Origin of the sequence: Pseudonocardia pini, from assembly GCF_013870575.1 — a bacterium.
Classification (GTDB): Bacteria; Actinomycetota; Actinomycetes; order Mycobacteriales; family Pseudonocardiaceae; genus Pseudonocardia; species Pseudonocardia pini.
This window is the reverse complement of the sequence record NZ_JACBXB010000071.1, coordinates 1-12,564: the sequence shown is the minus strand read 5'-3', so window position 1 is coordinate 12,564 and position 12,564 is coordinate 1. Positions and strand designations below refer to the sequence as shown.

The following is a 12,564-nucleotide window of genomic DNA, read 5'->3' as shown; positions in this document are numbered from 1 at the left end:
TCGCGGCGCGACGCAGCTGCACGATCCGGGCACTGCCCGGGATCGCGACCAACAGGATGCCGGCGATCGCGCCGAACAACAGCGCGACGCCGGTGGGCAGCGTGCCGTTCAGCCCGAGGAAGTGGATCTGCACCGGGTCCAGGTTCTGCAGGATGAAGATCAGCAGGAACAGCAGGACCACGGCCGACAGGATCAGCCCGACCCACATCCCGCTGATCCGCGACCGCTCCGCCTTCGGCGCCCGCCGGGGCGGGGTGGTCCGCTGCTCGGTCGGCACGGCCACGGTCGCACCGGGATCCGCGGTGCCGGCAGGGGCAGGTCCGTCGTGGGCGGGCCCGGAGTCGACGGTGCTCGAATCGACGGGGCCCGAATCGACGGGGCCCGTACCGACCGGACCCGCGTCGACCTGCCCGGACCCCACGGACGACTCGCTCATCTTCGCGACACCCCTCTCCGCGCCCGGCACCTCGCGCCCGGCGTGCGGGAAGTATCGCGCAGAGTGCCCCGTGTCGCCCGGATCCGTCGTCACCTGCCCGGGTGACCCGCACCGGTCACCCGCGCGCGGATTAACCTCGTGGCCGTGCCCCATCACGATCTCGTCGTCATCGGTACCGGATCCGGCAACACGTTCGTCGACGAGCGCTACGCCGACAGGGACGTGGCGATCGTCGAGCACGGCGTGTTCGGCGGGACCTGCCTGAACGTCGGCTGCATCCCGACCAAGATGTTCGTCTACGCGGCCGAGGTCGCCGAGCACGTCCGGCGCGCCTCGCGGTACGGCATCGACGCGAGCGTCGACAAGGTCCGCTGGTCGGACATCCGGGACCGCGTCTTCGGCCGGATCGACCCGATCTCGGAGGGCGGCAAGGAGTACCGCGTCGACCGCAGCCCGAACGTCACCGTCTACTTCGGACACGCCGCCTTCACGGGCCCGAAGGCGCTCCGGGTGGAGCGGACGGACGGCTCGGGCTCCGACGAGCTCACCGCCGACCAGATCGTCATCGCCGCGGGCGGACGGCCCGCGATCCCGCCGACGATCGCGGACTCCGGCGCGCCGTACGAGACCTCGGACACGATCATGCGGCTGCCGGAGCTCCCGGGCAGGCTGGCCGTCGTCGGCGGCGGGTACATCGCCGCGGAGTTCGCGCACGTGTTCTCCGCGCTCGGCAGTCGGGTGACGTTGGTCAACCGCGGCAGCAGGCTCCTGCGCTCGCACGACGAGACCATCTCGCAGGCCTACACGGACCTGGCGGTGGCGGCCTCGCGCATCGACGTCAGGCTGAACACGCAGGTCACGGGCGTGTCCGGTACCGCGGGCGACCTCACGATCGCGCTCGACGACGGCTCCACCCTCGAGGCCGACACCCTCCTCGTCGCCACGGGCCGCATCCCCAACGGTGACCGTATGAACCTCGGCGTGGCCGGCATCGGCACCCACTCCGACGGCCGGATCGAGGTCGACCGCTTCCAGCGCACCAGCGCGGAGGGGGTGTGGGCGCTCGGCGACGTCAGCTCCCCGTGGCAGCTCAAGCACGTCGCGAACCGGGAGGCGAAGGTCGTCGGGCACAACGTCCTGCACCCCGAGGCGCCGCTGGAGATCGACCACCGCTACGTCCCGTCGGCGGTGTTCACCGACCCGCAGGTCGCGTCGGTGGGCAAGACCGAGGAGATGGTCCGGATGATGGGCCTCGACTACACGGTGAAGGTGCAGCGCTACGGCGACGTCGCGTTCGGGTGGGCCATGGAGGACACCACCGGGCTCTGCAAGATCATCGCAGAGAAGGGCACCGGGCGGCTGCTGGGCGCGCACCTGATGGGGCCGCAGGCGTCCACGCTGATCCAGCCGATCATCCAGGCGATGTCGTTCGGGCTCACCGCGCGCGAGATGGCGACCGGGCAGTACTGGATCCACCCCGCGCTGCCCGAGGTGGTGGAGAACGCACTCCTCGGCCTGGACCTGTAGATCCGCTTCCGTTCGACCTACGCTGGACGAGCCGATCCGCCGCGGGCCCGCCGCCCGCCGTCCGACCAGCGAGGTAGACCCGCATGACCCTGGCCGCCGAGCGCAGCAGCAGCGGACCCCAGCCCGTCCTCGCAGGCACCCGCGGGCTGCCGCAGCAGATCGGCGTGTACGTCTTCGTGTTCACGCCGCTGGTCGCGCTGCTCGCGGCGGTCCCGCTGGCCGTCCTCGTCGGTTTCCTCGGCTGGTCCGACGTCCTGATCGGCGCCGTGTTCTACGTGGTGAGCGGGCTGGGCATCACCGTGGGGTACCACCGCTACTTCACGCACGGCTCGTTCAAGGCCGCGCGCGGGCTGCGGATCGCGCTGGCGGTCGCGGGCAGCCTCGCGATGCAGGGCCCGGTGATCAAGTGGGTGGCGGACCACCGGCGGCACCACGCCTTCTCCGACAAGGAGGGCGACCCGCACTCCCCCTGGCTGTTCGGCACCTCGACCCGGGCCCTGGCTCGCGGGTTCTGGCACTCGCACACGGGATGGCTGTTCGACCGGGACCTCACCAACGAGGAGCGCTTCACCCCGGACCTGCTCGCCGACACCGACGTGCGCGGCGTCGACTCCCTGTTCGGCCTCTGGAGCGTGCTGACCCTGGTGGTCCCGGCCGCGCTCGGCGGCCTGCTCACCTGGTCCTGGTGGGGCGCGCTGACCGCGCTGTTCTGGGCCGGGCTGGTGCGCGTCGCGCTGCTGCACCACGTGACGTGGTCGATCAACTCGATCTGCCACATGTGGGGCGAGCGCCCCTTCGCGGCCCGGGACCGCTCCGCCAACGTCTGGTGGCTGGCCGTGCTCTCCTTCGGCGAGTCCTGGCACAACCTCCACCACGCCGACCCCACCTGCGCCCGGCACGGGGTGCGCAAGGGCCAGGTCGACCTCTCCGCCCTCACCATCCGCACCTTCGAGAAGCTGGGCTGGGCCACCCGGGTCCGCTGGCCCACGACCCGCCGGCTGGAGCGCCTGGCCACGGAGTGATCACCGCCTGCGGTCCGCAGCCTGCTCGCCGACACCGCTGCCTGATCAGCGCGCGCGGTGCCCGAGCGACACCACCGTCGCCCAGGTACCGCGACTGGTGATCATCCTGCGAGGGGCTCGGGAGGGCCCTCGGGGAGGGCGGGCTTCTGCGCCGGGTCGTAGGGCTTCTCGGGCGGGGTCTCGCCCCGCACGTCGGCGACCAGGCCCGTGACCGCGCCCATGATGGCGGCGGTGGCGGCGTCGAGGTTGCTCTTGGTGCGGGGCTTGCCCACGAACTCCGTGAGGTCGACGGGCGGGCCCGCGACCAGGCTCACCCGCTGGAAGGCCTTGGGCCTGCCGGAGGGCGGCAGCACGTCCTGGGAGCCCCAGTTGGCCAGCGGGATCACCGGCACGCCGGACTGGATCGCGATCCGGCCGATGCCGTTCTTCGCCTTCATCGGCCAGCCCGCGGGGTCCGCGGTGTAGGTGGCCTCGGGGTAGAAGACCACCACCTCCCCGCGCTCCAGGGCGGCGACGGCCTCCTTGAAGGCGTCCATGGCCCGCATCGAGTCCCGGTAGACGGGGATGTGCCCGCCCCTGCCCAGCACCGACCGCACGATCGGCACCGACCACAGCTCGGACTTCGCCAGGTAGCGCGGCATGCGGCGGTGCGCCACGACGAAGGCGGTGTCGAACACCGGGTCCGACGACGACACGTGGTTCGCCGCGATCAGCACGCCACCGGTGGGCGGGATGTGCTCCCCGCCCCGCCAGCCGGTCCTCGTGAACACCATCACGAAGGGCCAGATGACCTCGATGGCCAGGCCGAACCAGAAACCGGACGTCCGACGGCGCCTGCGCAGGGTCAGCAGGACCTTCTGCCGGGCGCTGAGCGCGGGCGGGAGGTCCGGGCTCAGGGGTGCGGCGGGGGGCTGCACGGGATCGGGCGTGGTCACCGTCGTCCTCCAGCGGTCGGGTGTCGCCCCCGATCCTCGCCCACGATCGACGAGCGGAGTGCGCCGGGTGGCGCGATGATCTCCTCGGTGTGACATGTCGGACAGCGCACCATCCGCCGGCGTGGGCGGCATCGGATGTTCTACGGAGTTCCGTCGACCTGGAGTGAGGTGCCCGTGGCGCAGACCCTCCCCCGCCTCGAACCGGTGGGGGCGCCGCCCGAACGGCCGAGAGCCGTCGTCGTCGTGGCGCACGGCGGGCGGTCGACCTCGCGCGAGTCGGGCGAACGCCGCCGGCTGACCTACTGGCGGATGGTGCCCTTCGCGCTGCTCCTCGCCCGGACCGCCGGCCTCGGCGTGTACCTGGTCCGCTACCGACATCGGGGCTGGAACGGGCCCGCCCGGGACGCGGCGCAGGACGTCACGCAGCTGCTCACGACCCTGCCCGAGGTGCCCACCGCGCTCGTCGGGCACTCGATGGGCGGCCGCGCGGCGCTGTACTCCGCAGCCGCGCCGCAGGTCAGGGCCGTCGCCGCACTCGCACCGTGGCTCGACGGCAGCGACCCCGTCGAGCAGCTGGCGGGTCGGTCCCTGCTCATCGCCCACGGCGACCGCGAGCGGATGACCGACCCCCGTCAGTCGCTCGCCTACGCGGTGCGGGCCCGGCGGGTCACCGACCGCGTCGCGCGGTTCACCGTGCACGGCGACGGCCACGCCATGCTCCGGCACGCGGGCGAGTGGCACTCCCTGGTCGCCCGGTTCGTCCGGGGCGAGCTCGGGTTCGAACCGGAGGACCCCACGATCACGAACGCCATGCGGCAGCCCACCCCGGGCGGCCTCGACGTCCCCCTGGGAGCGGAGCGATGAGTCGTGTCGCCGTGATCGGCAGCGGGGTGTCCGGACTGACCGCCGCGTACCTCCTCCGCCGCGCCCACGACGTCACCCTGTTCGAGGCCGACGACCGCCTCGGCGGCCACGCCCACACCCACGACCTGGGTGGGACGAACGTGGACTCCGGCTTCATCGTCCACAACGACCGGACCTATCCGAACCTGCTGCGGCTGTTCGGCGAGCTCGGGGTGGCCACGCAGGACTCGGACATGTCGATGAGCGTGCGCTGCGACGGCTGCGGGCTCGAGTACGCCGGAGCGCGCAGGCTCCCCGGTCTCTTCCCCCGCGCCGCGAACGCGCGCAACCCGCGCTACCTGCGGATGCTCGCCGAGATCGTGCGGTTCCACCGCCATGCCCGACGGGTGCTGGCCGATCCCCGCGCCGGCGACGTCACCCTCGGCGCCTTCCTCGCGATCGGCGGCTACTCGCGGTACTTCGTGGACCACTTCATGATCCCGGTGGTCTCCTGCGTGTGGTCGGCGGGCGCGGCGCTGTCGCTGGAGTACCCGGCGCGCTACCTGTTCACCTTCCTCGACCACCACGGGCTGCTGTCCGTGGGCGGCTCGCCGCAGTGGCGGACCGTCGTGGGCGGTTCACGGTCCTACGTGGAGCGGGTCGTCAAGGAGATCCCCGACGTGCGGACCGGCGCCCCGGTGCGGGCCGTGACGCGCGGGGAGCACGTCGAGGTGCGCACCGACCGGGTCGAGACCTTCGACAAGGTCGTGATCGCCACCCACCCGGACCAGGCGCTGGCGCTGCTCACCGACCCCACCGACGCCGAACGCGCGACCCTCGGCGCCTTCGCCTACTCCCGCAACGAGACCCGGCTGCACTCGGACGACTCCGTGCTCCCCCGGGCCCCGAAGGCCGGCGCGAGCTGGAACTACCTCAAGTCCACGTGCGCCTCCCAGGACTCCGCGGTGCTGGTCAGCTACGACATGAACCGGCTCCAGCGGCTCGCGGGCGGCCCCTACGTCGTCACGCTCAACGGGGCGGAGCACGTCGCCGAGGACCGGGTCATCGCCACGATGGTCTACGAGCACCCGATCTACACGCCGGAGTCCGTGGCCGCCCAGCGGGCGCTCCCCGCCCTGTCCGGTGGCCGCACGGCCTTCGCGGGCGCCTACCACGGCTGGGGCTTCCACGAGGACGGCTGCCTGTCCGGCGTCAGGGCGGCCGAGGCGCTGGGGGTGCGCTGGTGAGCACCGCCGCGCGGCTGTTCGACGGCGAGGTCCGCCACGTCCGTCGCGAGGCGCAGGACTACCGCTTCGCCCACCGGGTCTACCTGTGGCTCGTCGACCTCGACGCGCTTCCCGAGCTCCCCCGGTGGCTGCGGCCGTTCGCCCGGTTCGAGGCGCGCGACCACCTCGGCGACCCGGACCGGACGATCCGCGAGAACGTCGACGCCTACCTCGCCACCCAGGGCGTCGACCTGCGCGGCGGCCGGATCCTCATGCTGGCCAACGCCCGCGCGGCCGGGTACGTGTTCAACCCGCTCTCGGTGTACTGGTGCCACCGCGCCACCGGCGAGCTGGAGTGCGTGGTCGCGGAGGTGCACAACACCTACGGCGAGCGGCACTGCTACCTCGTCCGGACCGAGCGGGCGCAGGTCGACAAGGCCTTCTACGTGTCGCCCTTCCTCGCCGTCGACGGCGAGTACCGGATGTCCCTGCCCGAGCCCGACGACCGGCTCGCCCTCGCCATCACGTTGCGGCGCAACGGGTCCACCGCGCTCACCGCGACCGTCACCGGCACCCGCCTGGCCGCCACCCCGAGGGCGCTCGCCGCGCTGGTGCTGCGCCGCCCGTTCGTCACCCACCGCACCTCGGCACTCATCCGCCTCCACGGCATCCGGCTGTGGCTGCGGCGGCTGCCCGTCGTGCCGCGTCCACCGCACCACCCGCAGGAGGGGGTCTGAGTGACCGTCCAGCAGCCGGTTCCCCCGGAACCCGTCGCCTCGCAGAAGAGGGCGATCCCCCGGCCCAACGAGGGTCTGTGGCCCGGCCTGGCCGCCGTGCCGGCGGCCCGGGTCAAGGGCCGCATCGCCGAGAACCTGTTCCGCCGCGCGGTGCGGTCGCTGCCCGTGCGCGTCGAGCTGGGCACCGAGGTGCTCGGCCTCGGCGGGCCGGTGATGCACATCGCCCGGCCCGAGGCCTTCTTCCGCCGCCTGGGCAACGACTCCAAGATCGGGTTCGGCGAGGCGTACATGGTGGGCGACTGGACCACCGACGACCTCCCCGGCCTGCTCACCCCGTTCGCCGCCACCCTCTCCACCCTCATCCCGCCCGCCCTGCAGCGCCTCGCGCGGCGCTACGTCGAGGCGCGCCAGCCCGCCGAGGAGGCCAACACGGTCGAGGGCTCGCGGGAGAACATCCACCGCCACTACGACCTGTCCAACGATCTGTTCCAGCTCTTCCTCGACGACACCATGTCGTACTCGGCGGCCTGGTTCGCCCCCGGTTCCGACGACCTGGTCGAGGCCCAGGAACGCAAGATCGACGGCATCCTCGACATGGCGGGGGTGACTGCGGGACACCACATCCTGGAGATCGGGACGGGCTGGGGCGGGCTCGCGATCCGAGCCGCCCGGCGCGGTGCCCGGGTGACCACGCTGACCATCTCCGTCGAGCAGGCGGCGCTCGCCGAGCAGCGGATCGCCGAGGCGGGGGTGGCGGACCGCGTCCAGGTCCTGCTGCGGGACTACCGCGAGGCCCAGGGCAGCTACGACGCCGTCGTCTCCGTGGAGATGATCGAGGCCGTGGGCGAGCGGTACTGGCCCACCTACTTCGCCACGCTCGACCGGCTGCTCAAGCCGGGCGGGAGGGTCGGCCTCCAGGCGATCACCATGCCGGACGACCGGATGCGGGTGGCCAAGAACGACTACACCTGGATCCACAAGTACGTCTTCCCGGGCGGGCTGATCCCGAGCGTCGAGTCGATCGAGCGCAGCCTGGCCGACCACGCGACCTTGCGCGTCGCCGAGCGCCGCTCGCTGGGCCAGGACTACGCCCGCACGCTGAACCACTGGAACCTGCGCTTCCAGGAGCGCTGGGAGGCGGTCGCGGCGCTGGGCTTCGACGAGACCTTCCGCCGGATGTGGGAGTTCTACCTCGGCTACTGCGAGGCGGGCTTCCGCGTCGGCTACCTGGACGTCTACCAGCTCTCCCTCACCCGCTGACCCTGTGAGGGGCGATAGTCGCCCTCGCGACTATCGCCCCTCACAGGGGTTGACCTGGAGATATGCCCATGTCCGCTGTCGCGCCGCGTCTCGCGGCACTGTTGGAGGGCGTGCTCGGCGCGCCCCTGCCCGTCCGGCTCCGGGCCTGGGACGGGTCCGAGGCCGGGCCCACCGGCGAGGGCCCCGTCGCCGTGGTCCGACACCGCCGGGCGCTGCGCAGGCTGCTCTGGAACCCGGGTGAGCTCGGCCTGGCCAGGGCGTTCGTGGCCGGCGAGCTCGCGGTCGAGGGTGACATCGCCGAGGGGCTGTCGCGGTTCTGGAAGCTGGGCCGCTCCTCCGGCTCGCTGAGCCTCGCCGACAAGCTCGCCGCGCTCCGGACGGCGGCCTCCCTCGGTGCGATCGGCCCGCGTCCGAGGCCCCCGGCCTCCGAGGCCCGGCTGTCCGGCCGGCTGCACACCCGTCGTCGGGACCGGCAGGCGATCGCGCACCACTACGACCTGTCCAACGCCTTCTACGAGTTCCTCCTGGACCCGCAAATGGCCTACTCCTGTGGGTACTGGACGCAGGAGGCGTCGGCGACCTACGGGCTGGTCGACGCGCAGCGGGACAAGCTCGACCTGGTCTGCCGCAAGCTCCACCTCGAGCCGGGGATGCGGCTGCTCGACGTGGGGTGCGGGTGGGCGTCGCTGCTGATCCACGCGGCGCAGCACTACGGCGTCGAGGCCGTCGGGGTGACCCTCTCCGCCGAGCAGCGGGCCCTGGGCATGCGACGGGTGCGCGAGCTGGGTCTGGAGGACCGCGTCGAGATCCGGCTGCAGGACTACCGCGAGGTCGTCGACGAGCCCTTCGACGCCGTCAGCTCCCTCGAGATGGGCGAGCACGTGGGGCAGGACAACTACCCCGTCTACGCCGCCCAGCTGCACCGGCTGCTCGTCCCGCACGGCCGGTTGCTGCTGCAGCAGATGTCGCGCGGGGCGTCGGGCGCCAACACCGCACCCGGCGGCGGGGCGTTCATGGAGTCCTACGTCGCGCCGGACATGTACATGCGCCCGCTCGGCGAGACGCTGGGCTTCCTGGAGGCCGCCGGGCACGAGGTGGTGGACGTGCACAGCCTGCGCGAGCACTACGTGTGGACGGTCCGGCCGTGGCTGGACACCCTGCAGGACCACACGTCCGAGGCGATCTCCCTGATCGGCGAGGAGCAGTACCGGGTCTGGCTGCTCTACCTGGCGGGCGCCGCCCTGGCGTTCGAGGAGAACCGGATGGGCGTGCACCAGATCCTGACGGTGCGCCCGGACGCCGAGGGCCGTTCGGGGCTCCCGCGCAGCCGGGCCGCCACGCTGGGTGCGGACCCGGCGCTGGACCGGCTGCGCGCCGACGCGTCCGTTGTGGACCCGGCGCGCGCGTCCGTGCCGGCTGCCGGACACTGACCTCGTGAGCTACCCCTGGGGCGCCCTCCTCACCAACCTCTGGGTCACGGCCCTCGCCGTCCTGGTGGTGATGCTCGGCGCCCTCGCGGTCGCCTACGTGCGCCGCCGGCACGACGGCATCGACGTCGTCTGGGGCAGCGGGTTCGCCGTGATCGCCGTGGTCACCCTCGTGCTGGCGCAGGGCGAGGGCGACGCCTGGCGCCAGGTGCTGATCACCGCGCTGACGGTGGCGTGGGGCGCGCGGCTGGCGATCCACATCGGACGGCGCAACAACGGGCAGCCCGAGGACCAGCGCTACGTGACGATCATGAAGGAGGCGCGCGGCAACCCCTGGCTGCACGCCTTCCGCAACGTCTACCTCACCCAGGGCGTGGTGATGTGGTTCGTGTCGCTGCCGGTCCAGCTGGGGCAGTACGGGTTCTCCACAGGCACACTCTCGACGGTCGTGACCGTGGTGGGCGTCCTGGTGTGGGCGGTGGGGATGTTCTTCGAGACGGTCGGAGACGCCCAGCTGTCCGCCTTCAAGGCCGACCCGGCGAACAAGGGGAAGGTCATGGACCGCGGGCTCTGGCGGTACACCCGGCACCCGAACTACTTCGGCGACGCCGCCGTGTGGTGCGGGCTCGCGGTCCTCGCCCTGCACCACCCGGCCGGGTCGATCGGGGTGGCGAGCGCGGCGGCGATGACCTACAACCTGGCCAAGGGCACCGGTGCCCGGCTGCTGGAGAGCACGATCGGCGAACGCAGGCCGGGTTACGTGGAGTACGTCAAGCGCACCAGCGGGTTCGTCCCGCTCCCCCCGAAGAAGGAGGTCGACGCGTGACCGTCGGCGACCAGGTCAGCGACTTCGAGCTCGAGGACGAGACGCGCACCCCGCGCAGACTCTCCGAGCTGCTGGAGAAGGGGCCCGTGGTGCTGTTCTTCTACCCGATGGCCTCCTCGGGCGGCTGCACGCAGGAGGCCTGCCACTTCCGCGACCTGGCGGCCGAGTTCGCGGCCGTCGGCGCGCAGCCGGTGGGGATCAGCAGCGACGACGTGGCGAGGCAGAGCACCTTCGCCGGGGCGCACTCGCTGGGCTATCCCCTGCTGTCGGACACCGGTCACCGGGTCGCGAAGGAGATGGGGGCGTACCGGGCGTGGCTGCCCGGCGGGCTGCACACCCGTCGTCGGACCTACGTGATCGGGCAGGACCGGCGGATCGTCGCGGAGTTCGCGAGCGAGTCCCGGTTCGCGGAGCACGCTGACCAGGCGCTCGAGGTCGTGCGGAAGCACGCCGCGGCATGAGGGCCACGATCGCCGACGGCAGGGTGACCGCCTCAGCGGTGGTCACCGCCCCGCCCGAGGAGGTGTTCGCGCTGCTCGCGGACCCGCACCGGCACCACGAGTTCGACGGCTCCGGCTCCGTGCAGGCGGCGATCTCGGGCCCCGCACGGCTCGGCCCCGGCGACTCGTTCGGCGTGCGGATGAGGATCGGCGTGCCGTACCGGATCACCAACCACGTGGTGGAGTTCGAGGAGGACCGACGGATCGCGTGGTGCCACTTCGCCCGTGCCGTGTGGCGGTACGAGCTGGAGCCGGTCCCGGAGGGCACGCGCATCACCGAGACCTTCGACTACGGCGTCTCGCGCTTCCCCAGGGCGATCGAGAAGCTGAGGTTCCCGCAGGGCAACGCGAAGTCCATCCGGGACACCCTGCTGCGGCTCCAGGAGATCTTCGGCCGCCCCCTCGAACGGTGAGTGCTACCCCGCCAGGCCCGGGAGCCCGTCGAGGCTCTGCCCGTTCCGGGTCCGGTGGTACGCGACGAGCGACTCGGCGGACTTCTTCGCCAACGCGCGGTCCAGCACGTCCCGCTCCTGGACCAGGTCCATCCGCGGCACCGCGAAGCCGCACGAGTCGGACACGCGGGCGACGTCGACCGTGATCACGCTCCGAGCGCCGTGCATCCGCTCGGTCCCGGCCTCGCCGAAGCCCGCCACGGCCTCGGCGAATCCCGGCTCGTCGAGGGACAGCACCCGTCCGGTGCCGTGCAGGCGGACGATGGTCGGCTTGCCGTCGAAGGCGCAGAACATCACGCAGATCCGGCCGTTCTCGCGCAGGTGCGCCACGGTCTCGATGCCGCTGCCGGTCAGGTCGAGGTAGGCGACCGTGTGCGCGTCGACCACCCGGAACGTGCCCCGGGTGCCCTTCGGCGAGAGGTTGACCAGGCCGTCCGCGGACAGCGGCGCGGTGCCGACGAAGAACACCGGCTGCTCCTCCAGCCACGCCGCGAGCCGATCAGAGATGCCGTCGTAGACCTTGCCCATGGGACGAGCCTACGGCGGGTCACCAGCCCTTTCGGCCGATCGTGGCCAGCACCCGGGTCTGGTCGTCCGCACCCTCGGGCGGGGTCAGCGCCGGGCCGAAGACCGTGCCCGCCTCGCGGACCTGCGGCGGCATCTGCTCGACCAGCGCCAGGATGCCGTCGATCTCGTCCGCCGGGATCTCCACGTCCAGTCCCGCGGCGGTCCCCAGGTCCCAGCGGTGCACGATCAGGTCGAGGGTCACGAACCCGTCGACCGACCGCGCGAAGGTGGTGGTCCCGAACATGCCCGCGTACGCCGCGTCCGCCCGCTCGGGATCCTCCAGGTCGGCCTGCACGATGGCCCTGACGTGCGCGAAGGCGCCTGTCGGGTCCGCAGGCCCCGGTCCGGGTCTGCGGCCGACGAGACCGAGGAACATGCCGTGGACCTCCACCAGGTGGTCCACGACGTCGCGCGCCGTCCAGCCCGCACAGGGCGAGGCCGCGGACCAGCGGTCCTCCGGTACGGCCGCGATCGTCGCGGCGAGCGCGTCGGCGTGGCGGGCGTAGCGCTCCGAGATCTCCGTCATGCCCCCATCCTCCCGGGGCGGTCTTGCACGAACGCGACAGCTACATGAGCTCGGCGGGGGTGACCGCCCCGCGGCGGAGCGCCTCGTTGGCGAGCACCAGCCTGCCGCGCTGCTGCGGGTCGAGGCCGAACTTGTCGTAGAGGTTCCCGAGGTGCTGCTTGACCGCCCCCTCGGTGACGACGAGGACCGCGGCGATCTCCCGCACGGTGGCGGGCTGGCGGAACGCGTCCGCCCCGAACAGCGGGCGACCCGAGGCGGGGGACAAGACGATGTTCGACGC

14 protein-coding genes and 1 pseudogene are annotated in these 12,564 nt (G+C 72.4%); 10 read left to right on the top strand and 5 right to left on the bottom strand.

Annotated features, from left to right (window positions below):
* On the bottom strand, positions 1-283 hold a 283-nt coding region (locus H5J29_RS07140; RefSeq protein WP_181780118.1), incomplete at its 3' end, for a LapA family protein.
* 297 nt (positions 284-580) lie between these two features.
* Here H5J29_RS07140 and H5J29_RS07135 point away from each other — a divergent pair.
* Both H5J29_RS07135 and H5J29_RS07130 read left to right on the top strand, forming a co-directional pair.
* Positions 581-1,963, top strand: coding sequence for a mycothione reductase (locus H5J29_RS07135; protein WP_181780117.1), 1,383 nt, complete (start codon positions 581-583; stop codon positions 1,961-1,963).
* Positions 1,964-2,046: 83 nt separating this feature from the next.
* A complete protein-coding gene (locus H5J29_RS07130) occupies positions 2,047-2,985 on the top strand; it encodes an acyl-CoA desaturase (RefSeq protein ID WP_181780116.1) in 939 nt (312 codons plus the stop codon).
* Positions 2,986-3,086: 101 nt separating this feature from the next.
* Here H5J29_RS07130 and H5J29_RS07125 read toward each other — a convergent pair whose 3' ends face one another.
* Entirely contained in the window at positions 3,087-3,920 is an 834-nt protein-coding gene (locus tag H5J29_RS07125) for a lysophospholipid acyltransferase family protein (RefSeq protein ID WP_312858101.1), read from the bottom strand.
* A 174-nt stretch (positions 3,921-4,094) separates the two neighbouring features.
* On the opposite strand from H5J29_RS07125, the gene H5J29_RS07120 reads away from it, so the two are divergent.
* The 8 genes from H5J29_RS07120 to H5J29_RS07085 all read left to right on the top strand — a co-directional run bounded on the left by H5J29_RS07120 (position 4,095) and on the right by H5J29_RS07085 (position 11,152).
* Positions 4,095-4,784, top strand: a complete 690-nt coding sequence (locus tag H5J29_RS07120) for an alpha/beta hydrolase (RefSeq protein WP_312858100.1) — start codon at positions 4,095-4,097, stop codon at positions 4,782-4,784.
* Positions 4,781-6,010, top strand: a complete 1,230-nt coding sequence (locus H5J29_RS07115; RefSeq protein WP_181780113.1) for an NAD(P)/FAD-dependent oxidoreductase — start codon at positions 4,781-4,783, stop codon at positions 6,008-6,010. The genes H5J29_RS07120 and H5J29_RS07115 overlap by 4 nt, the downstream gene beginning before the upstream one ends.
* Positions 6,004-6,726 (top strand): DUF1365 domain-containing protein, encoded by a 723-nt coding sequence (locus H5J29_RS07110; protein ID WP_181780120.1) that lies wholly within the window; start codon positions 6,004-6,006, stop codon positions 6,724-6,726. Before H5J29_RS07115 ends, H5J29_RS07110 begins: the two co-directional genes overlap by 7 nt.
* The gene (locus H5J29_RS07105) at positions 6,727-7,986 is read left to right on the top strand and encodes an SAM-dependent methyltransferase (protein WP_181780112.1); all 1,260 of its coding nucleotides are present in this window, start codon (positions 6,727-6,729) and stop codon (positions 7,984-7,986) included.
* 62 nt (positions 7,987-8,048) lie between these two features.
* A complete protein-coding gene (locus H5J29_RS07100) occupies positions 8,049-9,416 on the top strand; it encodes an SAM-dependent methyltransferase (protein WP_181780111.1) in 1,368 nt (455 codons plus the stop codon).
* Positions 9,417-9,420: 4 nt separating this feature from the next.
* The gene (locus tag H5J29_RS07095) at positions 9,421-10,239 is read left to right on the top strand and encodes a DUF1295 domain-containing protein (protein WP_312858099.1); all 819 of its coding nucleotides are present in this window, start codon (positions 9,421-9,423) and stop codon (positions 10,237-10,239) included.
* A complete protein-coding gene (locus H5J29_RS07090; RefSeq protein WP_181780110.1) occupies positions 10,236-10,700 on the top strand; it encodes a peroxiredoxin in 465 nt (154 codons plus the stop codon). The genes H5J29_RS07095 and H5J29_RS07090 overlap by 4 nt, the downstream gene beginning before the upstream one ends.
* Positions 10,697-11,152, top strand: a complete 456-nt coding sequence (locus H5J29_RS07085; RefSeq protein WP_181780109.1) for an SRPBCC family protein — start codon at positions 10,697-10,699, stop codon at positions 11,150-11,152. The genes H5J29_RS07090 and H5J29_RS07085 overlap by 4 nt, the downstream gene beginning before the upstream one ends.
* Before the next feature lie 3 nt (positions 11,153-11,155).
* Here H5J29_RS07085 and H5J29_RS07080 read toward each other — a convergent pair whose 3' ends face one another.
* The 3 genes and pseudogenes from H5J29_RS07080 to H5J29_RS07070 all read right to left on the bottom strand — a co-directional run.
* Positions 11,156-11,719 (bottom strand): pyridoxamine 5'-phosphate oxidase family protein, encoded by a 564-nt coding sequence (locus H5J29_RS07080; protein WP_181780108.1) that lies wholly within the window; start codon positions 11,717-11,719, stop codon positions 11,156-11,158.
* A 19-nt stretch (positions 11,720-11,738) separates the two neighbouring features.
* Positions 11,739-12,284: a TIGR03086 family metal-binding protein gene (locus H5J29_RS07075; RefSeq protein ID WP_181780107.1), complete on the bottom strand. Its 546-nt coding sequence runs from the start codon at positions 12,282-12,284 to the stop codon at positions 11,739-11,741.
* A gap of 40 nt (positions 12,285-12,324) precedes the next feature.
* A pseudogene (locus H5J29_RS07070) lies at positions 12,325-12,564 on the bottom strand (hypothetical protein); the annotation flags it as partial.